21 protein-coding genes are annotated in these 21,836 nt (G+C 61.7%); 19 read left to right on the top strand and 2 right to left on the bottom strand.

Annotated elements, in window-relative coordinates:
* The first annotated feature begins 10 nt into the window (after nt 1–10).
* Both NL154_RS15965 and NL154_RS15960 read left to right on the top strand, forming a co-directional pair.
* Nucleotides 11–364: a DUF6867 family protein gene (locus tag NL154_RS15965; protein WP_184453684.1), complete on the top strand. Its 354-nt coding sequence runs from the start codon at nt 11–13 to the stop codon at nt 362–364.
* A 120-nt stretch (nt 365–484) separates the two neighbouring features.
* Nucleotides 485–1,606, top strand: a complete 1,122-nt coding sequence (locus tag NL154_RS15960) for a branched-chain amino acid ABC transporter substrate-binding protein (protein ID WP_020922104.1) — start codon at nt 485–487, stop codon at nt 1,604–1,606.
* Nucleotides 1,607–1,782: 176 nt separating this feature from the next.
* Here the strand turns inward: NL154_RS15960 and NL154_RS15955 are convergent, their stop codons facing one another.
* Complete coding sequence (locus tag NL154_RS15955; RefSeq protein ID WP_210630097.1) at nt 1,783–2,700, bottom strand: response regulator transcription factor; 918 nt, start codon at nt 2,698–2,700, stop codon at nt 1,783–1,785.
* The gene (locus NL154_RS15950; protein WP_221144675.1) at nt 2,693–6,076 is read right to left on the bottom strand and encodes a hybrid sensor histidine kinase/response regulator; all 3,384 of its coding nucleotides are present in this window, start codon (nt 6,074–6,076) and stop codon (nt 2,693–2,695) included. The genes NL154_RS15955 and NL154_RS15950 overlap by 8 nt, the downstream gene beginning before the upstream one ends.
* A 179-nt stretch (nt 6,077–6,255) precedes the next feature.
* Here NL154_RS15950 and NL154_RS15945 point away from each other — a divergent pair, with 179 nt between their 5' ends.
* From NL154_RS15945 to ureE, 17 genes are all read left to right on the top strand, one after another.
* Nucleotides 6,256–8,160, top strand: coding sequence for a phosphatase PAP2 family protein (locus NL154_RS15945; RefSeq protein WP_434732953.1), 1,905 nt, complete (start codon nt 6,256–6,258; stop codon nt 8,158–8,160).
* A 181-nt stretch (nt 8,161–8,341) separates the two neighbouring features.
* Nucleotides 8,342–9,634 carry an urea ABC transporter substrate-binding protein gene (gene urtA / locus NL154_RS15940; RefSeq protein WP_434732952.1) on the top strand — a complete coding sequence of 431 codons (1,293 nt, stop codon included), beginning with the start codon at nt 8,342–8,344 and terminating at the stop codon, nt 9,632–9,634.
* 111 nt (nt 9,635–9,745) lie between these two features.
* A complete protein-coding gene (urtB, locus tag NL154_RS15935; RefSeq protein WP_434732951.1) occupies nt 9,746–11,371 on the top strand; it encodes an urea ABC transporter permease subunit UrtB in 1,626 nt (541 codons plus the stop codon).
* The gene (gene urtC, locus NL154_RS15930; RefSeq protein ID WP_210630105.1) at nt 11,368–12,531 is read left to right on the top strand and encodes an urea ABC transporter permease subunit UrtC; all 1,164 of its coding nucleotides are present in this window, start codon (nt 11,368–11,370) and stop codon (nt 12,529–12,531) included. Before urtB ends, urtC begins: the two co-directional genes overlap by 4 nt.
* 5 nt (nt 12,532–12,536) lie before the next feature.
* The gene (urtD, locus tag NL154_RS15925) at nt 12,537–13,292 is read left to right on the top strand and encodes an urea ABC transporter ATP-binding protein UrtD (protein ID WP_210631573.1); all 756 of its coding nucleotides are present in this window, start codon (nt 12,537–12,539) and stop codon (nt 13,290–13,292) included.
* A 76-nt stretch (nt 13,293–13,368) separates the two neighbouring features.
* Nucleotides 13,369–13,887: a hypothetical protein gene (locus NL154_RS15920; RefSeq protein WP_210630107.1), complete on the top strand. Its 519-nt coding sequence runs from the start codon at nt 13,369–13,371 to the stop codon at nt 13,885–13,887.
* A 17-nt stretch (nt 13,888–13,904) separates the two neighbouring features.
* A complete protein-coding gene (gene urtE, locus NL154_RS15915) occupies nt 13,905–14,600 on the top strand; it encodes an urea ABC transporter ATP-binding subunit UrtE (RefSeq protein WP_210630109.1) in 696 nt (231 codons plus the stop codon).
* Between the two features lie 150 nt (nt 14,601–14,750).
* Nucleotides 14,751–15,572, top strand: a complete 822-nt coding sequence (locus NL154_RS15910; RefSeq protein WP_210630111.1) for an urease accessory protein UreD — start codon at nt 14,751–14,753, stop codon at nt 15,570–15,572.
* A gap of 28 nt (nt 15,573–15,600) precedes the next feature.
* Nucleotides 15,601–15,903: an urease subunit gamma gene (locus tag NL154_RS15905; RefSeq protein WP_064695492.1), complete on the top strand. Its 303-nt coding sequence runs from the start codon at nt 15,601–15,603 to the stop codon at nt 15,901–15,903.
* A gap of 10 nt (nt 15,904–15,913) precedes the next feature.
* Nucleotides 15,914–16,165, top strand: a complete 252-nt coding sequence (locus tag NL154_RS15900; protein ID WP_210630113.1) for a DUF1272 domain-containing protein — start codon at nt 15,914–15,916, stop codon at nt 16,163–16,165.
* Between the two features lie 10 nt (nt 16,166–16,175).
* Nucleotides 16,176–16,481, top strand: a complete 306-nt coding sequence (locus NL154_RS15895) for an urease subunit beta (RefSeq protein WP_434732950.1) — start codon at nt 16,176–16,178, stop codon at nt 16,479–16,481.
* Between the two features lie 17 nt (nt 16,482–16,498).
* On the top strand, nt 16,499–16,906 hold the full coding sequence (locus NL154_RS15890) for a lysozyme inhibitor LprI family protein (RefSeq protein ID WP_210630115.1): 408 nt from the start codon (nt 16,499–16,501) through the stop codon (nt 16,904–16,906).
* Between the two features lies 1 nt (nt 16,907).
* Nucleotides 16,908–17,546 (top strand): Urease operon accessory protein, encoded by a 639-nt coding sequence (locus tag NL154_RS15885; RefSeq protein WP_210630117.1) that lies wholly within the window; start codon nt 16,908–16,910, stop codon nt 17,544–17,546.
* Between the two features lie 3 nt (nt 17,547–17,549).
* A complete protein-coding gene (gene ureC, locus NL154_RS15880) occupies nt 17,550–19,262 on the top strand; it encodes an urease subunit alpha (protein WP_210630119.1) in 1,713 nt (570 codons plus the stop codon).
* A 28-nt stretch (nt 19,263–19,290) separates the two neighbouring features.
* Nucleotides 19,291–19,962: a TIGR02117 family protein gene (locus tag NL154_RS15875; protein WP_434732949.1), complete on the top strand. Its 672-nt coding sequence runs from the start codon at nt 19,291–19,293 to the stop codon at nt 19,960–19,962.
* 330 nt (nt 19,963–20,292) lie between these two features.
* Nucleotides 20,293–21,156 (top strand): GGDEF domain-containing protein, encoded by an 864-nt coding sequence (locus tag NL154_RS15870; protein WP_210630123.1) that lies wholly within the window; start codon nt 20,293–20,295, stop codon nt 21,154–21,156.
* Nucleotides 21,157–21,243: 87 nt separating this feature from the next.
* On the top strand, nt 21,244–21,834 hold the full coding sequence (gene ureE / locus NL154_RS15865; protein WP_221144685.1) for an urease accessory protein UreE: 591 nt from the start codon (nt 21,244–21,246) through the stop codon (nt 21,832–21,834).
* Nucleotides 21,835–21,836 lie beyond the last annotated feature (2 nt).

Genomic DNA, 21,836 nt, shown 5'->3' with positions numbered 1-21,836 from the left:
AGAGTTTGACATGCAGGGACTTTTCTTCGAAAGCGACGACGGCGTCCGGGTTGTCATTCGCGCCCTCGTCGTACTGATCGGCTTCTGGACGGCTTGGCGAGCCGGCAAGGCGGTGGCTGACGGCTGGAACAATTATCCGCTCGCCGTCGTCTACACTTTCCTCCTTGCCTGGGCGATGCAGTTTCTGCACCACGCCCTGTTCAATGGGCCGATGCTCAGCGGTCTCTTCTATGGCATCGACTTCGTGACCTTGCTGGTCTTCTCGACGGCCGGCTACCGCTTTCGCCGTACCAATCAGATGGTCAACAACTATTACTGGCTGTACGAAAAAACTTCCGCGTTTTCGTGGAAGGACAAACATTGACAGTCCGTTGAAACTAGGCATGAATTGCCTTCAGAGTGGAACAGCTTTCCTGGCGCAGTCGATGGTGGGTAATGCGCCGGGCCTTGGACCAGAACCCGCCCAAAAATTGGGAGTAACAATATGAAGAAGTCTCTTCTGTCGGCAGTGGCTCTGACGGCGATGGTCGCCTTCAGCGGCAACGCTTGGGCCGACGTCCTCATCGCTGTCGCTGGTCCGCTGACCGGCCCGAACGCCGCTTTCGGCGCTCAGCTTCAGAAGGGTGCCGAGCAGGCAGCCGCCGACATCAACGCTGCTGGCGGCATCAACGGCGAGCAGATCAAGATCGAACTCGGTGACGACGTTTCCGACCCGAAGCAGGGCATTTCGGTCGCCAATAAATTCGTTGCCGACGGCGTCAAGTTCGTCATCGGCCACTTCAACTCGGGCGTTTCGATTCCGGCTTCGGAAGTCTATGCCGAAAACGGCATCCTCGAAATCACCCCGGCCGCCACGAACCCGAAGTTCACGGAACGGGGCCTCTGGAACACGTTCCGCACCTGCGGCCGTGACGACCAGCAGGGCGCCATCGCCGGCAAGTATCTCGCCGACCACTTCAAGGACGCCAAGATCGCCGTCGTTCACGACAAGACCCCCTACGGTCAGGGCCTTGCAGACGAAACCAAGAAGGCGATGAATGCCGCCGGCCTGACGGAAGTCATGTACGAAGGCATCAACGTCGGCGACAAGGACTTCTCGGCGCTCATCGCCAAGATGAAGGAAGCCGGCGTCTCGATCATCTATTGGGGCGGTCTGCACACCGAAGCCGGTCTCATCATCCGTCAGGCCGCAGACCAGGGCCTGAAGGCAACGCTGGTTTCCGGTGACGGCATCGTTTCGAATGAACTGGCTTCGATCGCTGGTGACGCTGTCGCCGGTACTCTGAACACCTTCGGCCCCGATCCGACGCTGAACCCGGCCAACAAGGAGCTCGTCGAAAAGTTCAAGGCCGCCGGTTTCAACCCAGAAGCCTATACGCTCTACTCCTACGCAGCGATGCAGGCGATCGCCGGCGCAGCCAAGGCTGCCGGTTCGGTGGATCCTGAAGCCGTTGCCACGGCCATGAAGGAAAAGGGTCCGTTCCCGACCGTTCTCGGCGACATTTCGTTCGACGAAAAGGGCGACCCGAAGATTCCTGGCTACATCATGTACGAATGGAAGAAGGGCGCGGACGGCAAGTACACCTACGTCCCGCAGGGCATGTAAGCTTCGCTTGCCTGTCGATAACATGATCTGATCGAAGCCCGGTTCGGCCGGGCTTCTTTCTTTTTAGGGACATCTCAATCGTGGTGCGCCCTTTCGAGGCGAGGGACGTGCCGGATCGAGCCGTTCGAAAGCTTGCAACCGACATCGCGCCGGGTGGCGCTCCGTTTCAATATCCCTCACATTTCATGCAGAACATGCGTCGCCTTCACGGCCGCCGACGCCCGGTTTTCGACGCCGAGTTTCACGTAGATCTGTTCGAGGTGCTTATTCACGGTGCGCGCCGACAAACCCAGTATTTCGCCAATGTCACGGTTGGCCTTGCCCTTGGCGATCCAGAGCAGCACTTCGGATTCTCGTTGGGTGAGCGAAAAACGCTGGCGCAGCATCTCGTCGTCGCTGCGCTGGCTGGCGGCAGTGAGGCGGAAGAGATATTCATCCGGGCCAATTGCGCCTAGGAAGGCGAGCTGCAGCGCCGCCTGGCCGGCATGGGTGATTGAGATGATGCCGTCGCGCACTGCTGCCCCGCGGTCACGCATCCAGCCGGCGATATGGCGGACGACGATCTCCATGCCATCGTCACTGCCCATGGCGGCATTGACCAGCCGGGTCGCCTGCGGCGTCGACCAGTGGATCGCGCCGTCGCCCTTGACCGCCAGCAGGTGACGGCCGGCAGCGTCCAGTGCAACGCGGGCGCTCTGGGCCGAGCGGGCATTGCGCAGATGGACGCGGATGCGGGCGCGCAGTTCGTCGATGTTGATCGGCTTGGTGAGGTAATCGACGCCGCCGGATTCCAGCGCGTGCACGACATGCTCGGTCTCCGTCAGACCGGTCATGAAGATGACGGGCACCTGCGCTACAGTGGCATTCGCTTTCAGCCTTCGGCAGGTCTCGAAGCCGTCCATTACGGGCATGACGGCGTCGAGCAGGATGAGATCAGGCGTGATCCGCTCGACGATGCCAAGCGCTGCCGTGCCCGAGGTGGCGATCAGCACGGAGAAGCCGGATTGTTCGAGCGCGTCTGTGAGGAAACCGAGCGCTTCGGGCGAGTCGTCGACCAGCAGAACGATGTCGCGAGGGAGGGCCGGCTCAGCCAATGGATTCCACCTTTTCGTCGAAGTCGTGCAGGAAGGTCATGAAGCCGGCCAGATCGAAGGCGGCCACATAGGGTCGAAGAGCCTCGGTGAATGGCCGATTTGCCTCCACCTTGGCAAGGTCCGAAAGCTTGGCTTCGATGCCCCTGATGTAACCGATCTCGCCGAGCCGCAGCAATTCCTGCACATGGGCTGCACCCGGGCCCAGCATCGGCGCTGCGATCTTTGCAGGAGCGGCGGGGGCGTCATCGGCATAGACCCAGTTCAGGCCAAGATGCAAGGCGAGCTTGTCGCGCAGCCGGCGGATGTCGACGGGCTTGCCGATCGCATCATTGTGGCTGTCGTCGCTGTCACTTAGAACCGTCGCATCACCGATATTGGCCGAAAGCATCACAACCGGTGCTGTCTGGCCGGCCTCGCGCAGACGCGAGACGAGCTGCCAGCCGCTCATGCCGGGCATCAGGATATCGACGAGGAACAGATCGGGCAGGATGCCGTCGATCAGCGTCAGGCATTCGGCGCCGCCTGCGGCCGTCAGCACGATGAAATCGAGCGGCGCCAGGATTTCGCGCATCATCTCGCGGTGATCCTCATTGTCGTCGACGACGACGATGGTGCGGCGCGGACCGTCGTAACCGACGATGCGTTTTTCCTGCGGCGGCGCGGCGGCGCGCATGACGGCGGACAGCATCAGCCGCACACGGAATGTCGAGCCTTCGTCCTTGACGCTCGATACCGCAATCTCGCCACCAAGCGTGTTGGTCAGAAGCCGGGTGATGGTAAGCCCGAGACCGAGGCCCGGCATCGGCCGCACGCTGTCTGCCTCGCCCCGCTGGAAAGGTTCGTAGATCCGCATCAGGTCCTTCTCGGCGATGCCGCGGCCGGTATCGGTGACGGTGAAGGTCGCGACCTGGCTGCGATAGGCGACATCGAAGGTGACGCTGCCTTCGTCGGTGAACTTGATGGCATTGGAGAGCAGGTTGACGAGAATCTGGCGCAGGCGCTTTTCGTCGGTGCGGACGAATTGCGGCAAGGCGGGCGAGCGATCATGGATGAAGGCGAGCCCCTTTGCCTGCGCCTGCGGCCGAAACAGCTCGATGATCTGGTCGAGGAAATCCTGGATGTTGATCTCGTTGGAATAGACCTGCAGGCGGCCGGCCTCGATCTTGGAGATATCGAGCAGGCCGTCGATCAGCCCGGAGAGATGTTCGGCGCTGCGGCGGATGACCTTGATCGAGGATTGGCGCGGCGCCGGGATCGTTTCGTCGCGTTCGAGGATCTGCGCATAACCGAGCACGGCGTTCAAAGGCGTGCGCAGCTCGTGGCTGAGGCCGACGACATAGCGGCTCTTGGCGCGGTTGGCAGCCTCGGCCGTCTCCTTGGCGTTCTGCAGCGCGGCATCGGTTTTCTTGTGGGCGGCGATTTCCTTGAGCAGCAGCGTGTTCTGACGGGAGGATTCCTCCTCGGCAACGACACGGCTGTCATGGGCGAGCACATAGAACCAGCAGACAACGCCTGAAATCACCGAAAACACGAAGAAGACGATGAGGATCGTGCGATTGACCACGTCTGCCGTTTCCGGCGAAGCGGAGGCAACCTGATGGGCGATCATCGCCAGGATCGCGCCGATGGCGGTCAGCGCCAGCGCAACGGCGATGGCGTAGCGGCCGAGGCGCGTCGTCAGCTTGCCCAGAATGCTCTCGGGCAGCAGCGTTCTCGCGACCGTGCCGACCTGGGCATTGAAGCGAGCGGCTGGCTTGCACATGTCGTGGCAGCGGCTGTCGAGCGAACAGCAGAGCGAGCAGATCGGTGCGACGTAGGCCGGACACCAGGCCATATCCTCTGGCTCGAATGGATGCTCGCAGACGGAACAGGTGATATTCGTCTGGTTCTTCCAACTCTGGCGCGGCTTGCGCGCGAGGTAGAATTTTCCCTTTGTCGCCCAGGCGAGCGCCGGCGTGGCGATGAGGGCGATGACGAGGGTGATATAGGGGGCGAGTGAAGCGGCTGTCTCGCCGAAGGCGCCGAAATGGGCGACCAGCGATATCGTCGCCGACAGCGTCATGGCGCCGAGGCCGACCGGGTTGATGTCGTAGAGATGGGCGCGCTTGAACTCGATGCCAGGAGGGGCAAGTCCCAGCGGCTTGTTGATGAAGAGATCGGCCGAGATCGTGCAGAGCCAGGCCATGGCGATGATCGAGAAGATGCCGAGCGTCTCTTCCAGCAGCCGGTAGATGCCGAGTTCCATCAGGAGCAGGGCGATTGCGACGTTGAAGACAAGCCAGATGACGCGGCCGGGATGGCTGTGGGTCAGCCGCGAGAAGAAGTTCGACCAGGCGAGCGAGCCGGCATAGGCGTTCATCACGTTGATCTTGAGCTGCGAAACGACGACGAAGGCGGCCATCAGCAGCAGTGTGGCGTTATGCCAGGGAACCATGTAGCCGAAGGCGGTCAGATACATCTGCGCCGGATCGGCGGCACGGTCGAGAGGCACGCCCGAGGCGAGGGTCAGCACGACGAGGAACGAGCCGGCAAGCAGCTTCGGTGCGCCGATGATGACCCAGCCGGGACCGGCGAGGAAGACGGCGAGACGATGGCGCCACTTGCGCTGCGAGACCGGCGGCAGGAAGCGCAGGAAGTCGGCCTGTTCGCCGATCTGCGACATCAGCGCCAGGATGACGGCGGAGGCCGCGCCGAATTCGACCAGATCGAATTCGGCAACGGTGCCAGCCGGACCCGAAGCATGATGGATGCCGGCGAAGGCGCGCCAGAGATCGAACTTTTCCCAGTCCATGAAGGCGATGAAGATGAAGGGCAGGATATTCAGCACGATCCAGAAGGGCTGGGTCATCAGCTGGAACTTGCTGATCAGCCGCACGCCGTGCGTCACCAGCGGGATCACCATGACGGCGCTGATGATATAGCCGATCCAGAGCGGGATGCCGAGGGTGAGCTCCAGCGCCCCGGACATGATCGAGGCCTCGATCGCAAACAGCATGAAGGTGAAGCCCGCATAGATCAGCGAGGTGATGGTCGAGCCGATGTAGCCGAAGCCGGCGCCGCGGGTCAGAAGATCAATGTCGACGCCGTGCCGGATGGCGTATCGGCTGATCGGCAGACCGATCGCCAGCATGGCGACCGAGGCGACGATGATCGCATAAAAGGCATTGGTGGTGCCGTAGGAGAGGGTGATCGCGGCGCCGATCGCTTCGAGCGCCAGGAAGGAAATTGCACCGATGGCCGTCTGCGAGATGCGCTCGGAGGAAAAATGCCGGGCGCTCTTTGCGGTGAAGCGCAGCGCGTAATCTTCCAGCGTCTGGTTGGCGACCCAGCGATTATATTCGCGTCTCACCGGAATGATGCGTTGGCGCGCTGTCATGCCCTCTTTCCGGCACTCTCGTTGGGCTCATCGTTTCCACTGCAGTTTTGGCGGGATGGACGGGAAAGGCAAGAGGCTGAGCACTGGCGGATTCGCAGAACAGTAATATTTTTGAAACGGCGCTGTCACATAAGCGCTCTAACCCTCCTGCCGTTCGTTCAACCATTTCGGGTGCAGCCATGTCTGTTTCAAAACTTTGCCGCCTGAGCACCGCTCTTGTCTGCCTCCTTTCGATCGTGCCATCGCTTGCCGCCGCCGAGCAGACCACGGCCGCGAAAGCGCCTTATGCTGAAACAGGAAACACCAATAAGCGCGGTGACGCATGCTTCTCGACGGTGGACACCAATGCTGCCGTCCATCTTCTCTCCGGCCTTCTCGAGGTCTGGACCCCGCGCACGCCTTTCGTCGATGCCGGTGTGGAAGCCGCAGCCAAGGACAATTGCCCTGCAGTCGCCAAGACGGATTGGGACGGCATCCCTTTCAGCAAGACCGACGGCCAGATCGTCAACAAGCCAGTCCACGATGCGAATATCGCCTATGTCGTGAAGGCGACGAAGGCGCGGACGGCCGAGCAGGCGGTTGCCGCCTATCTCGACGATCGGCGCGGCAAGAATGCCAGCATCGTCGATGGTCTCGGTCCGCTGACGGATGCCTGGAAGGCCGGTTCCAAGCAGATCACCACGATCACTGAGGTGGCGGCCGACGCGACGACGGTCAAATATGACGACAAGGGTAACAATCGCGGCGCCGGCAGCAAACCGGACACGGAAAACAAGACCGATGCCAATCCGGACATGGGTCTCGCCATCGACTTCATCAACGCCGCGAGCGGCGATGGCTCGACAGAGCCCGCCAAGCGCTATTTCAAATATGCCCGCCCCTATCGCTGGAGCCCGGACGTTTCGATCGTCCCGACGCTCGAGCCCGCCAAAAGCGGCAAGCCGGTCGAGGACGGTGGCTTCCCCAGCGGACATACGGCGGAAGCCTGGCGGGATGCGCTCGCCATGGCCTATCTGGTGCCGCAGCGATTCCAGGAAATGATCGCGCGTGCCAGCGAAATGGGTGAAGACCGCATCCTTGCCGGAATGCACTCTCCCCTCGACGTTATGGGCGGCCGCATGCTCGGCACCGCCACGGTCGTTTATAACCTGAACAAGTCCGACAATTCAGCGCTGAAGAGCGCCGCCTACGCCCAGGCGCAATCATGGCTGATCGCCAAGTCGGGTGTTGCGGATGCGGGTGCGCTCGAAGTCGCAGCCCATGCGGCGCCGCTTTCGGCGGACCGTTTCGCCGATCATGATGCCAATCGCGCTTACGTTCTGCAGCGCCTGAGCTATGGCCTGCCGACGATCCATGCGACCGATCAGCCGGCTCGCGTGCCGGAGGGCGCCGAAACGCTTCTCGAAACCCGTCTGCCTTATCTCGATGGTGAACAGCGCCGCGAGGTGCTTGGCACAACGGAAATCGCCTCGGGCTATCCGCTGCTCGACGACGCGGAAGGCTACGGTCGCCTCAATCTCTTTGCCGCCGCCGACGGCTATGGCGCCTTCAAACAGGATGTGACCGTGATGATGGATGCGGCAAGGGGTGGCTTCAATGCGATCGACACCTGGCGCAACGACATCGGCGGCAAGGGCAAGCTGGTAAAACGCGGCAGCGGCATTCTCGGTCTTTCCGGTGCCAACAGCTATGCTGGCGGCACCGTGCTGGAAGAGGGCGTGCTGGTAGCCGGCTCCCCCTCGGCCCTCGGCGCCGGCGGGTTGATGGTCAATGGCGGTTCTCTCATCGTGGCGGCCGACAAGCCCTTGGCCGTGGGCGGCGACTATCAGCAGCTCGCCAGTGCGACGGCGAAGCCGACGCTCGGCGCGAATGGCGCCGGCACGCTGGTCGTTGCAGGCAAGGCGACGCTCGCCGGCGATCTTGACGTGACGCTCGCCCATGGCTTTGCCCCGGCGCCGGGAACGAAGATCGAAATCCTGAAGGCCGCGGCTGTCACCGGCACCTTCGGCAAGTTCACCATCTCCGGCCACAGGGCGACCGTCTCCTACGGCCCGACCTCGGTCACCCTGACGATCCACGGCTAATATCGAACCGACAGGGCATCCCCTTTGATGGGGATGCCCGTGCTTTCCCGGCGTGCTCATTCGACCCCTGCGCCTACGTCATTTTGCGTATGTGTTTTCGCGCTGCAGCACCCGATAGTCCCCTCGGCAACAGTTAACTCCGTTTCCGGCCTGTTGCGGAACAAGAGAGGGGATCAACCATATGAATCTCAAATCCACGATTACCGGTGCCGCGCTCGGCGCCGTCATGGCAGCGTCGGCTGCCTTCAGCAGCGCGGTGGCCGCCGATGACACGATCAAGGTCGGCGTGCTGCATTCGCTCTCGGGCACGATGGCGATTTCCGAAACCACCCTGAAAGACGCCATGCTGATGCTCATCGACGAGCAGAACAAGAAGGGCGGTCTTCTCGGCAAGAAGCTTGAAGCCGTCGTCGTCGATCCGGCTTCCGACTGGCCGCTCTTCGCCGAAAAGGCCCGCGAACTGATCGAAAAGGACAAGGTCGCCGCCGTCTTCGGCTGCTGGACCTCGTCCTCGCGCAAATCCGTCCTGCCGGTTTTCGAAGAGCTGAACTCGCTGCTCTTCTATCCCGTGCAGTATGAAGGCGAAGAATCCTCGCGCAACATCTTCTATACGGGTGCGGCCCCGAACCAGCAGGCGATCCCTGCCGTCGACTACCTGATGAACACTGAGGGCGTGAAGCGCTTCGTGCTCGAAGGCACCGACTACGTCTATCCCCGCACGACCAACAAGATCCTCGCGGCCTATCTCGAATCCAAGGGCATTCCGAAGGAAGACATTCTCGTCAACTACACGCCGTTCGGCTTCTCCGACTGGCAGACCGAGGTCGCCAAGATCAAGGAATTCGGCTCGGCCGGCAAGAAGACGGCCGTCGTCTCCACCATCAATGGTGACGCCAACGTTCCCTTTTACAAGGAACTCGGCAACCAGGGCATCAAGGCGACCGACATCCCGGTCGTCGCCTTCTCGGTCGGCGAAGAAGAGCTTGCCGGTCTCGATACCAAGCCGCTGGTCGGCCATCTCGCCGCCTGGAACTACTTCGAGTCCGTGGAAAGCCCGGCCAACAAGAAGTTTATCAAGGAATGGCATGCCTTCACCAAGAACGACAAGCGCGTGACGAACGACCCGATGGAAGCCGCCTATATCGGCTTCAACGCCTGGGTGAAGGCCGTACAGGCCGCCGGCACCACCAATACCGATGCCGTTCTCGACAACATCATCGGCGTCACCGTTCCGAACCTCTCCGGCGGCTATGCCACCGTCATGCCCAACCACCACATCACCAAGCCGGTGCTGATCGGTGAAATCCAGGCTGACGGCCAGTTCGAAATCGTCCAGCAGACGCCCGCCGTCGTTGGTGACGAATGGTCTGATTACCTGCCCGACTCCAAGGACCTGATCTCCGATTGGCGCAAGCCTCTCTCCTGCGGCAATTTCAACGTTGCCACCGGCAAGTGCGGCGGCAAGGGCTCCTGAGGAGACCCATCCGCTGATACCCTGAAGACTTCCGTCCGGAGCCGATCCGGGCGGAAGCTCCGTCCTTACCGCTGCGCCGCAAGGCCGACGATACTCAAGGCGAGAGAGCCGATGTTTCGCGCCATCAAGATTCTCCTTCTGACATTTTGTCTGATGCTTCCGGGCCCGACGCTTTCTGTGATCGGCCTTCGCGCCGAGGACGACGTGCACGCTCTCGTCGATGCGCTCGGCGTCGGCGGCTTTCCCGAGCGCGAGGCGGCCATCCGGGCGCTCGCCGCGTCCGGGGATTCGCATGTGAGCCAGATCCTGCAGCAGCTGAGCGATGGCCAACTCTACGTCAATTCGGAGGGCGGTCCCGTTCTCGTTCAGGATGGCACGGAGGACGAGCCCACCTATTCGGACCCGATCACCGCCGAGGCGGTTGCCGATGTCGACCCCGACATGATGTCGAAGGTCAAGATCAACAATTCGCTACGCACCACGATCACGACTGTGATGAGCCAGCTGACGCTTTTGAGCCCGAATCGCTCCGCGCGGCTCACGGCGGCCGAGGGCATGTTGAGGGATGCCGATCCCGCCAATCTCGAACTGCTGAATTCGGCTCTTTCAGCCGAGAAGGACGGCCAGATCAAAAACACGATGGAAGCGGCGCGGGCCGTGATGGTGTTGAAGAGCAATGCCGGCATCGAGGAGAAGCGGGCCGCCATCGACATGATCGCCGCCCGCGGCGGCCGCGATGCGCTGACGATCCTGACGACGGCGATGACGAATGCCCCCGACGATCTGAAGCCCGCGATCCAGACGGAGATCAATGCGATCAACCGCGACCTGGCACTCTGGGATGTCGTCCAGAACATCTGGTACGGCCTGTCGCTCGGCTCGGTGCTGCTCTTGGCCGCGATCGGCCTTGCCATCACCTTCGGCGTCATGGGCGTCATCAACATGGCGCATGGCGAGATGGTGATGATCGGCGCCTATACGACCTACGTTGTGCAGGAATATATCACCTCGGCCTTTCCGTCGCTTGCCGATTATTCGCTTGCCTTCGCGGTGCCGGCCGCCTTCGTCTTTACCGGTTTCGTCGGCCTCGTCATCGAGCGCGTCGTCATCCGTTATCTCTACGGCCGGCCGCTGGAAACGCTGCTCGCCACCTGGGGCGTATCGTTGATCCTGCAGCAGGCGATCCGCAGCTATTTCGGCCCGACCAACCGCGAGGTGCGCAATCCGAGCTGGATGTCCGGCGCCTTCGATTTCGGCGGGCTCGTCATCACCTGGAACCGGCTCTGGATCATCGTCTTCTCGATGGTGGTGTTCCTGACACTCCTGATGTTGCTCAAGCGCTCCGCCTTCGGCCTGCAGATGCGGGCGGTGACGCAGAACCGACGCATGGCCTCGTCGATGGGCATCCGCACCGGCTGGGTCGACGCCTTCACCTTCGCGCTCGGCTCCGGCATCGCCGGAATGGCCGGCGTGGCGCTCTCGCAGATCGACAATGTCTCGCCGAACCTCGGCCAGAACTACATCATCGACAGTTTCATGGTCGTCGTCTTCGGCGGTGTCGGCAATCTCTGGGGAACGCTGGTCGGCGCGCTGTCGCTCGGCGTCGTCAACAAGTTCCTCGAGCCCTTCGCCGGCGCCGTGCTCGGCAAGATCCTGGTGCTCGTCCTCATCATTCTCTTCATCCAGAAGCGTCCGCGCGGGCTCTTCGCACTCAAAGGAAGGGCGGTGGAAGCATGATAACGGCCTTCCTTCTCCGGTCTCTCGATCGCAGGATCTCCATTGCCGTCGCCCTGTTGCTGGCGGTCGCCATTCTCGTGCCGGTGCTGAACCTTGCTACCGGCCCGACGCACCCGCTGCACGTGCCGACCTATATCATGGCGCTGTTCGGCAAGTATCTGACCTATGCGCTGCTGGCGCTGGCGCTCGATCTCGTCTGGGGCTTCTGCGGCATCCTTTCGCTCGGCCACGGCGCCTTCTTCGCGCTCGGCGGCTATGCGATGGGCATGTATCTGATGCGCCAGATCGGCTCGCGCGGCGTCTACGGCGATCCCATCCTGCCCGATTTCATGGTGTTCCTGAATTGGAAGGAACTGCCCTGGTTCTGGTACGGCTTCGACCAGTTCTGGTTCGCGGCACTGATGGTGCTCCTCGTGCCCGGGCTGCTCGCCTTCATCTTCGGCTGGTTCGCCTTCCGCTCGCGCGTCAACGGCGTCTATCTCTCGATCATCACCCAGGCGATGACCTACGCGCTGCTGCTTGCCTTTTTCCGCAACGACATGGGGTTCGGCGGCAATAACGGCATGACCGATTTCAAGGACATCCTCGGCTTCAACATCCAGGCTGACGGCACACGCGCCAGCCTCTTTGCCGCGACCGCGGTCTTCCTGGCGCTGTCGCTCACGATCGCCTCGGCAATCGTACGTTCGAAATTCGGCAAGGTGCTCGTCGGCGTGCGCGATGCGGAAAGCCGCACACGCTTCCTCGGCTACCGCGTCGAGCATTTCAAGCTCTTCACCTTCGTCGTCTCGGCGATGATGGCCGGTATTGCAGGCGCGCTCTACGTGCCGCAGGTCGGCATCATCAATCCTGGCGAATTCGCGCCCGCCAACTCGATCGAAGTCGTCATCTGGACGGCGGTCGGCGGGCGGGGAACGCTGATCGGGCCGATCATCGGCGCGATCCTCGTCAACGGCGGCAAGACGATCTTCACGGGCCTCTTTCCGGAGTTCTGGCTGTTTGCGCTCGGCGGCCTCTTCGTCGCCGTCACGCTGTTCCTGCCGAAGGGCGTCGTCGGCACGATCTCGCACCATCTCGGCAAACGGAAAGCCGTCTCCGATTCTGTCCCGCCGGCGGCAGAGGAAGATGGCATCGAGCCGAAAATCCAGGCAGCGGAGTGAACACAGTGATTCCCGACGTCAAACCGAATAGTGTGCTTTATCTCAGCGGCGTCTCAGTTTCCTTCGACGGCTTCAAGGCGCTGAATTCGCTCTCGATCGTCATTGAGCCCGGTGAGCTCCGCGCCATCATCGGCCCGAACGGCGCCGGCAAGACGACGATGATGGATATCATCACCGGCAAGACCAGACCCGATGAGGGCGAGGTGTTCTTCAACGGCACAATCGATCTCACGACAAGGGATGAGGCCGACATTGCTCAGCTCGGCATCGGCCGCAAGTTCCAGAAGCCGACGGTCTTCGAAAGCCATACGGTCTGGGACAATCTGGAACTGGCGCTGAACCGCCGCCGTGGGGTGTTTTCGACGCTGTTCTACCGGCTTTCGGGCGGGGACAGGGCACGGATAGAGGAAATCCTGGAAACCGTGCGGCTGACGCACCGGCGCGACGAACTGGCGGCCAATCTCTCTCATGGGCAGAAGCAGTGGCTGGAGATCGGCATGCTGCTCGCGCAGGAGCCGAAGCTGCTGCTCGTCGACGAACCGGTGGCCGGTATGACGGACGCGGAGACGGCGGAAACGGCGATCCTGCTCAAGGATATCGCCAGGACCCGGTCGGTTGTCGTCGTCGAACATGACATGGGCTTCATCCGCGACCTCGGCGTCAAGGTGACGTGTCTTGCAGAAGGTTCGGTGCTGGCCGAAGGATCGATCGATTTCGTCAGCTCCGATCCGAAGGTGATCGAGAACTATCTGGGACGGTGAGGAATGCAACCTCCAGGCTTGAACCTGACAAAAGAAGGCGCTCTAAAACGAGTGGGTTTCATTGTGGGGTTTCATCATGGCTTTTCTCGGTATTCTGGTCGCGGCGCTCAGCGGCGCGGTTATCTGGTATTGGCGGTTTAAAATGGTGCGCGAGGCGGGAAACGAGATTATCGATTCAGTCGAGCGTATGCGGGGCGCTTATAAGCGCGGAAAGCGCCGCAAACAGGCGGAGGCGGCGCCGCTCGCTTCGATCGCCGATCCGGCGATTGCGGCGGTCGCCTTCTTCTTCTGCCTTGCCAAGGAGAAGCCGATGTATGTCGACGCGGCGAGGGATGTCATCCGCGGCCGCATGAAAGGCATCATTCGGCCGGCCGACATGGAAGAGGTTCTGGTTTTCGGCGAGTGGGCGTCCAAGAACGTCACCAGTCCCGAAGATCCGATCCGCCGGTTCAGGGATCTTTGGATCAAGGTGCTCGACATGCAGGAGCGCCAACAACTGATCGGTATCGCCGAGGACGTAGCTGCGGTCGGCGGCGAGAGAACGAAAGAACAGGACTATGCCCTGCAGACGCTGAGGCGCAGCCTGATGAACTGATGGGGAATGGTGAACGGATGCTGACAGTCGAAAACGCAAATCTGCATTATGGCGCCGCGCAGGCGCTGCGCGGCATCTCCATCAAGGCGGAGATGGGCAAGATCACCTGCGTGCTGGGCCGCAATGGGGTCGGCAAGAGCTCGCTGTTGCGCGCCGTCACCGGCCAGCATCCACTGTCGGCCGGCGCCGTCACCTTCAACGATACGAAGCTGAACGGCCTGCCGCCCTTTGCCCGCGCCAAGCAGGGCATCGGCTATGTGCCGCAGGGCCGTGAAATCTTCCCGCTGCTCACCGTGAGGGAAAATCTCGAAACCGGCTTCGCGCCGCTTGGCCGCCGCGACCGCAATATTCCCGACGATATCTTCAGTCTCTTCCCGGTGCTGAAATCGATGCTGTCGCGGCGCGGCGGCGATCTTTCCGGCGGGCAGCAACAGCAACTGGCGATCGGGCGTGCCATGGTGACGCGGCCGAAGATCCTCGTGCTCGACGAGCCGACCGAGGGTATCCAGCCGTCGATCATCAAGGATATCGGCCGGGCGATCCGTTATCTCCGCGATTCCACCGGCATGGCGATCCTGCTCGTCGAGCAATATCTGGATTTCTGCCGGGAGCTTGCCGACTACGTCTACATCATGGATCGCGGCGAGATCGTGCATGAGGGGCTGGCGGAGACGCTGGACACGCCGGAGGCCCGCCGGCATCTGACCGTCTGACGGGCAGATGCCGCGTTTTGCGGCAATGAGAGCGGCGCTTCGTCGATCTCCCGCACGCATCGCGGTGTCTTCCGGGCGGCATGGGAATTGCTTGCTTTCCGTGATCCGCGCGATGAAATGAAAAGCGGTGGCGCGACCGAAAGGGACGAAATGACGATTGCGGCGGCTGGTACCAGACCGCAAAGAGCGGAGGGACGCGGGCATCTGGCGGCAAGGCTGCTCGACGGCCGCACGCGCATCCGCGAGCTCTATCAGGAGGGCGCGGCGAAGATCCGCCTGCCCGATACGTTCGATACCTCGATGGAAGCCGTCATCATCAATACCGCGGGTGGGCTGACCGGCGGCGACCGGATGGATTGGAGCGTCGTTGCCGGCGCCGGTACGAAGATCGACGTTACCACCCAGGCTTGCGAGAAGATCTACAAGGCATCGGCGGGCACCGCCGAGGTGACGACCCGCATCGAAGTTGGAATGCGAGCGCGCGTAGACTGGCTGCCGCAGGAGACGATACTCTTCGACCGGGCTTCACTTTTCCGCCGGCTCGATGTCGATCTCGACGAAAGCGCCGAGTTCCTGGCCGTCGAGGCGGTGCTGCTCGGCCGCAAGGCGATGGGTGAGGCAGTGGAGACGGGACTCTTTCGCGACCGCTGGCGTATCCGCCGTTCGGGCCAGTTGATCCATGCCGAGGAATTGAAGCTTTCCGAAGGTATTTCGACGCTGGCGGCGCGTCGGGCCGTGCTTTGCGGGCAGGTGGCCTTTGCGACGCTGCTCTATGCCGGGCCGCTTGCGGAGGCCTATCTCGGCAAAGTGCGGACGCTCCTCGAAGGGCCGATGGGCGGTGCAAGCGCCTGGAACGACAAGCTCGTCGTGCGCCTTGCGGCAGCCGACGGTTTCTCGCTGAGAAAAATCCTGATCCCGGTCATTTCCACCTTGCGTAATGGTGCGCCTGTGCCGAAAGTCTGGAATCTCTGAATTTAAGCACGAAGCAGATGGATACGTAATGAACCTCACTCCAAGAGAAAAAGACAAGCTGCTGATATCGATGGCGGCGATGGTGGCGCGGCGGCGGCTGGAGCGCGGCGTCAAGCTGAACTATCCCGAGGCGATCGCGCTGATCAGCGATTTCGTCGTCGAAGGCGCCCGCGACGGCCGCCCGGTCGCCGAGCTGATGGAGGCCGGCGCCCATGTGATCGGCCGCGACCAGGTGATGGAAGGCGTTGCAGAGATGATCCACGACGTGCAGGTGGAGGCGACCTTCCCGGATGGCACCAAGCTCGTCACTGTGCACGAACCGATCAGGTGAGGAGATAGAAATGCTGGAACTCAGACCCAATTGCGAATGCTGCGACAAGGATCTGCCGCCGGAGAGCGCTGAAGCGCGGATCTGCACCTATGAATGCACCTTCTGCGCCGATTGCGTGGACGGCGTATTGAAGGGCACTTGCCCGAATTGCGGCGGCAATCTCGTCGCCAGGCCCATCCGGCCGGCCGCCATGCTTGCCAAAAATCCGGCTTCGACGAAACGTGTGCTGAAGGCCGAGGGCTGTGCGCCCAGGGCGGCTTAGGGAGAACTCTATGATTCCGGGCGAAATCATTGCCGTTAGCGGCGATATCGAACTCAATGCCGGCGCGCCGACGGTGACGCTGGAAGTTTCCAATACCGGCGACCGGCCGGTGCAGGTCGGCAGCCACTATCATTTCGCGGAGACCAATGCCGGACTTTCCTTCGACCGCGCGGCGGCGCATGGGAAACGTCTCGATATTCCGGCAGGGACGGCCGTGCGCTTCGAGCCGGGGCAGACGCGTTCGGTGACGCTGATCCCGCTGTCCGGCAAGCGCGAGGTTTACGGCTTCCGCCAACTCGTGATGGGAAAGCTTTAGAAGAACGGGAGAGGCGAATGCGTCTGAATATTTGCCTCATCGGGGCGGCGATGCTGTTTGTGGCCGGCCGTGTGTCCGCGCAGGATGTCGATTGCAAGAATCCGCAGACGCAATCGGATATGACCTCCTGCGAAGAGGAGCGCCATGAGGCTGCCGACAAGGCGCTGAACGAACAGTATAAGAAGACGCGGGCCGCCATGGCCGCGATCGACAAGGATCTCGATGGCGACATGAAAGGCGCGGAGAAGGCGCTGGTCAAGGCGCAGCGCGCCTGGATCGACTATCGCGATGCAGAATGCGATGCCTTCGGATTTCAGGCCCGCGGCGGCACGATGGAGCCGATGCTGGTTGCCGGATGCCTGGCCGAGGAGACGGATAAACGCACGAAAGAGCTGAAACAGCTCGAAGACACGATGAGCAATTAGGGTGATCAAAAAGATCGTAATCGTCGGCAATGGAGAGGTCGCAGAAGGTCAGGCAGGCATCATCGATGCCGCTGATTTCGTCATCCGCTTCAACGATTGCCGCTCCTACGGCGCCGGCGGCAGACGCACGGATGCCGTTGCAGTCTGCAATACCGGCCGGCCGGCCAAGGCGATGCTCGCCTCGCCGGCGTGGCGCGCCCATCCCGGCGTCGTCGCGGCGCGCGAAATCTGGTGCGTGCGCGACCCGGAAAAATTTGCCGCCATGCGGGCGCTGCTTACTGCCTCTCATCCGGAGCTCGACGATTTCTGCGACGACTATACGGATGCGTTCGCTGCCTTCTGCACTGACGCCGGCAAGGCGCATGTCGTCATCGGTAAGGCGCTCCACGAGGACGTTGACGCCTCGCTTTCGGCCTTTGCGCCGGCGCCCTATGTGGTGCCGAGCAGCGGCATGATCGTCATCGCCGAGGTGCTGAACAAATATCCCCACGCCGAGGTGATGCTGGCCGGCTTCGGTCACGCCGGCTGGGAATGGCACCCGTTTGCGGCCGAACGGCAGCTTGTCGATAGTTATGTTGCCGCCAGCCGTCTCACGCGACTCGGCGAAAAACCACTTGTCTCTTCCTCCCACGGAGCCTGATGAATGCCCTACAAGATCTCCCGCGCCGCCTATGCCGGCATGTTCGGACCGACGACCGGCGACAAGGTGCGCCTTGCCGATACGGAGCTCTTCATCGAGATCGAAAGGGATTTCACCAGCTATGGCGAGGAGGTGAAATTCGGCGGCGGCAAGGTGATCCGTGACGGTATGGGCCAGAGCCAGGTGACGCGGGCCGACGGCGCGGTCGATACCGTCATCACCAATGCGGTGATCGTTGATCATTCGGGCATCTACAAGGCCGATATCGGCCTTAAGAACGGGCGCATTGTTGCGATCGGCAAGGCCGGCAATCCCGATATGCAGCCGGGCGTCAATATCATCGTCGGCCCGGGCACGGAGGCGATCGCCGCCGAAGGCAAGATCGTTACTGCAGGCGGCATGGACAGTCATATCCACTTCATCGCGCCGCAGCAGATCGAAGAAGCGCTGATGTCCGGCATGACCTGCATGCTCGGCGGCGGCACGGGGCCGGCGCATGGCACGCTTGCCACCACCTGCACGCCCGGCCCCTGGCATCTCGCCCGCATGATCGAAGCGGCCGACGCCTTCCCGATGAACCTTGCCTTTGCCGGTAAGGGCAATGCCTCGCTGCCGGGAGCATTGACCGAAATGGTGCTGGCCGGCGCGACCTCGCTGAAGCTGCACGAGGACTGGGGCACGACGCCAGGCGCCATCGACTGCTGTCTGTCGGTCGCCGACGAATATGACGTGCAGGTGATGATCCACACCGACACGCTGAACGAAAGCGGCTTCGTCGAGGATACGATCGGCGCCATCAAGGGCCGCACCATCCATGCCTTCCACACGGAAGGGGCGGGCGGTGGGCATGCGCCCGATATCATCAAAATCTGCGGCCAGCCGAACGTCATCCCGTCGTCAACCAACCCGACGCGGCCCTATACCGTCAACACCATCGCCGAGCATCTCGACATGCTGATGGTCTGCCATCACCTGTCGCCGTCGATCCCCGAGGATATCGCCTTTGCCGAAAGCCGTATCCGTAAGGAGACGATCGCGGCGGAAGACATTCTGCACGATATCGGCGCCTTCTCGATCATCTCGTCCGATAGCCAGGCTATGGGCCGCGTCGGCGAGGTGGCGATCCGCACCTGGCAGACGGCCGACAAGATGAAGCGCCAGCGCGGCCGGCTGAAGGAGGAAAAGGGTGATAACGACAATTTCCGCGTCCGCCGCTATATCGCCAAATACACGATCAATCCGGCGATCGCCCACGGTCTCAGCCATGAGATCGGCTCGGTCGAGATCGGCAAGCGCGCCGACCTCGTGCTCTGGAACCCGGCCTTCTTCGGCGTGAAGCCCGACATGGTGCTGCTCGGCGGCTCCATTGCGGCGGCTCCGATGGGCGATCCGAACGCCTCGATCCCGACGCCGCAGCCGGTGCATTATCGGCCAATGTTCGCCTCCTACGGTCGCAGCCTCACCAATTCCTCCGTCACCTTCGTCAGCCAGGCCTCGCTCGATGCCGGGCTGAAGGGCAGGCTCGGGGTCGCAAAGGAACTCGTGGCGGTGAAGAATACGCGCGGCGGCATTTCCAAGGCGTCGATGATCCACAATGACCTGACGCCGGAGATCGAAGTCGATCCGGAGACCTATGAAGTCAGGGCAAACGGCGAATTGCTGACCTGCGAGCCGGCGACGGTGCTGCCGATGGCGCAGCGCTATTTCCTGTTTTAGGCCAGCATCCGTGCATGCGGGGCGGCTGATGAGGACGGGCATCCGCTGGCTGTTGCAGGCCCTATTCCTGCTTCTGATTCTGGCAGCGGGCGGGACCTTCATTCCCCGGCCGTTGATTGCCCCGGTCAAGGCGTCGCCTGCGGTGCCGACCCACCGGGTGCTTCTGCTGTCGGGACCGATCCATACCGATATTGCCATTCCGCTCGATGCGGAGACGCGGGCTGCCTTTTCCTTTCTCGATGATCCCGATTTTCCGCTCGGTCACCCGAATGCGGAATGGCTCGTGGTCGGCTGGGGCGGCCGCGCCTTCTATCTCGAAACACCGACCTGGGCTGAGCTAAAGCCGCTGCCGGTGCTACGGGCGCTGACGATCGATCGTTCGGTGCTGCATGTGGATCTCGCCGGCCATATTGCCGAGCCGCAGCCTGATGTTACCGCATTCGTTATTGGTGACGATGAATTGGCGCGGCTGCGCCAATTCATCGCTGACAGCCTCGTCCGCAACGCGGGCGAGATCGCGCCGATCCCGGATGCGGGTTACGGGGAGATCGATCGGTTTTTCGAAGCCAAGGGATACTTCAATGCCCTCTTCGGCTGCAACACCTGGACTGCCGCTGCACTCCGTTCGGCGGGGCTTCGGACTGGCTTATGGAACCCGCTTCCACAATCATTGCGATTGTCTGTCGGTGTCTACAATTGACGCACTCGCTGGCCTGTCCGCTCTTAAATGAAATTGTGAACAGAGCTCTCCGTTCGGTTGTAAAAACCACTGGGAGAACCCGGCTTTTCTCCGGCTAGTCCATTCTGAAACAACCCGGCGCAAGATCGTGATAAAGCTATTATATATCAGTATATTAGCTGCTCGTGCGCATTGTTCGATTCAGGGATTGGAGACTTGCAGCCCCTGCTAGAAAAAATCTCTCCACCGAATCGTCGGAAATCGTTCGAATTTTAGCGAGTCGATTAAGACACCCGCAGCAATTGGGCTCTTATCAATGCTTTGAAACGCCGGGCAGGAAGGTCGATTCTCATGAGAAACTGGATGTCGCTGCAGGCCGATTTTGGCGATTTTCAATATCGCAGGCACGTCTATGTCTTTGCGCTGAGGATGAGCTTTCTTGCCGTCATTTTCTCCGGCGTCATCATTGCGCTGACGATACCGCCACTCGGTTTTCTCGGGCTGCTGCCGGTGACCCTTTCGCACGCGATCGGCTTCGGCGCCATTTTTTCCTGGCTTGTCGGCGGCACGGTCTCCGGAATGCTGTCGCTGGCCACAGGCTTCACCATGCATGAGCTGACGCTATCGCGGGCGAAGTTCGAAAAGCTCAGCCGCACGGATACCCTCTCCGGCCTGTTGAACCGGCGCGCCTTCACAGAGGCGCTGGATCGGATCGAAGGCGACGCCTCGCTCGTCATTTTCGACGTCGACCGTTTCAAGGCGATCAATGATCGCTTCGGCCATGCCTGCGGCGATGCGGCTATCACGGCGGTCTCGGCGGTGCTGATCACCGCCTTCGACGAATCATCCGTCGTTGCGCGCCTCGGTGGCGAGGAATTCGGCGTCATCGTCTCCGGCGAACCGCTGGAGAAACGGTTGGAGCGGATCCAGGCCGTGCAGTCCGATATCGCCGGCAGGCCGCTCGTGGCAGATGGGAACCATATTGCCATCACCATTTCCGGCGGCGTGGCCGATCTCATTCCTGGGCGCAACAAGCAGCAGGTCTACGCCTCAGCCGACCGGGCGCTTTATCTCGCCAAGGCGCTCGGACGCAATCGCGTCGTGCACGAGCGGGAGGGACTGCATCATGCCTGGCACGGACTTGCCGAAGCTGGTCCCGACACGGAGGGCAGGGGATTAAGCAGCGACAACGTGATGCAGGCCTACGGGATATAAAAGCCAAGCTGCTAACGAAAGGCCATTGGTGCTTGCATCGGCAAGAGCTATTTTGCATGGTCGCCCTTTCAGCAAAACGGACAAGTCATGCAGCGCGTTACCTCCTATCTTCCTGTCGGAACCCCGTCCTCCCACCCGACCGCCCAGGTCAAACTACCGCATGATTTGCGGCATCTGCGCCGCAAGCTGCTGCATTTGGAAAATGGCGAGATGGTCATGCTCGATCTCAAGGATCCGGTGCTCTTCGCAAATGGCGACCTGCTTGTGCGCGAAGACGGCGAACTGATCGAGATCCTTGCGGCCGACGAGAAACTCTTCGAGATTCGCGGACGCGACCGCACGCATCTGGTCGAGCTTGCCTGGCATCTCGGCAACCGCCATCTTGCCGCCCAGATCGAGGAAGACCGCATCGTCATCCTGCGCGACCATGTCATCCGCACCATGCTGCAGGGGCTCGGCGCCACCGTGCTCGATATCGAAGAGCCCTTCCAGCCGGCACGTGGAGCCTATCATTCCCATGGCGGACATTCGCATGACCACGGGCACGCTCATCACGACCACGGGCACAATCATGACCATGGGCATGACCATGATCACACGCATGGCCATGACCACAAGCATGATCACACCTGCGACCATGATCATGGGCACGGGCATCACGGCCACAAACACGACTGAGG

Origin of the sequence: Rhizobium sp. YTUHZ044 (assembly GCF_051123975.1) — a bacterium.
Lineage (GTDB): Bacteria > Pseudomonadota > Alphaproteobacteria > Rhizobiales > Rhizobiaceae > Rhizobium.
Note: the sequence above shows the minus strand (reverse complement) of the source record. Positions and strands in the feature narration are given on the sequence as shown.

Excerpts from the sequence above, each read along its gene's own strand:
- NL154_RS15965 (WP_184453684.1), top strand. The coding sequence starts at position 11 with ATGCAGGGACTTTTCTTCGAAAGCGACGACGGCGTCCGGGTTGTCATT.
- NL154_RS15960 (WP_020922104.1), top strand. The coding sequence starts at position 485 with ATGAAGAAGTCTCTTCTGTCGGCAGTGGCTCTGACGGCGATGGTCGCC.
- NL154_RS15950 (WP_221144675.1), bottom strand. The coding sequence starts at position 6,076 with ATGACAGCGCGCCAACGCATCATTCCGGTGAGACGCGAATATAATCGC.
- NL154_RS15945 (WP_434732953.1), top strand. The coding sequence starts at position 6,256 with ATGTCTGTTTCAAAACTTTGCCGCCTGAGCACCGCTCTTGTCTGCCTC.
- urtA (WP_434732952.1), top strand. The coding sequence starts at position 8,342 with ATGAATCTCAAATCCACGATTACCGGTGCCGCGCTCGGCGCCGTCATG.
- urtB (WP_434732951.1), top strand. The coding sequence starts at position 9,746 with ATGTTTCGCGCCATCAAGATTCTCCTTCTGACATTTTGTCTGATGCTT.
- urtC (WP_210630105.1), top strand. The coding sequence starts at position 11,368 with ATGATAACGGCCTTCCTTCTCCGGTCTCTCGATCGCAGGATCTCCATT.
- NL154_RS15920 (WP_210630107.1), top strand. The coding sequence starts at position 13,369 with ATGGCTTTTCTCGGTATTCTGGTCGCGGCGCTCAGCGGCGCGGTTATC.
- urtE (WP_210630109.1), top strand. The coding sequence starts at position 13,905 with ATGCTGACAGTCGAAAACGCAAATCTGCATTATGGCGCCGCGCAGGCG.
- NL154_RS15910 (WP_210630111.1), top strand. The coding sequence starts at position 14,751 with ATGACGATTGCGGCGGCTGGTACCAGACCGCAAAGAGCGGAGGGACGC.
- NL154_RS15905 (WP_064695492.1), top strand. The coding sequence starts at position 15,601 with ATGAACCTCACTCCAAGAGAAAAAGACAAGCTGCTGATATCGATGGCG.
- NL154_RS15900 (WP_210630113.1), top strand. The coding sequence starts at position 15,914 with ATGCTGGAACTCAGACCCAATTGCGAATGCTGCGACAAGGATCTGCCG.
- NL154_RS15895 (WP_434732950.1), top strand. The coding sequence starts at position 16,176 with ATGATTCCGGGCGAAATCATTGCCGTTAGCGGCGATATCGAACTCAAT.
- NL154_RS15890 (WP_210630115.1), top strand. The coding sequence starts at position 16,499 with ATGCGTCTGAATATTTGCCTCATCGGGGCGGCGATGCTGTTTGTGGCC.
- ureC (WP_210630119.1), top strand. The coding sequence starts at position 17,550 with ATGCCCTACAAGATCTCCCGCGCCGCCTATGCCGGCATGTTCGGACCG.
- NL154_RS15875 (WP_434732949.1), top strand. The coding sequence starts at position 19,291 with ATGAGGACGGGCATCCGCTGGCTGTTGCAGGCCCTATTCCTGCTTCTG.
- NL154_RS15870 (WP_210630123.1), top strand. The coding sequence starts at position 20,293 with ATGAGAAACTGGATGTCGCTGCAGGCCGATTTTGGCGATTTTCAATAT.
- ureE (WP_221144685.1), top strand. The coding sequence starts at position 21,244 with ATGCAGCGCGTTACCTCCTATCTTCCTGTCGGAACCCCGTCCTCCCAC.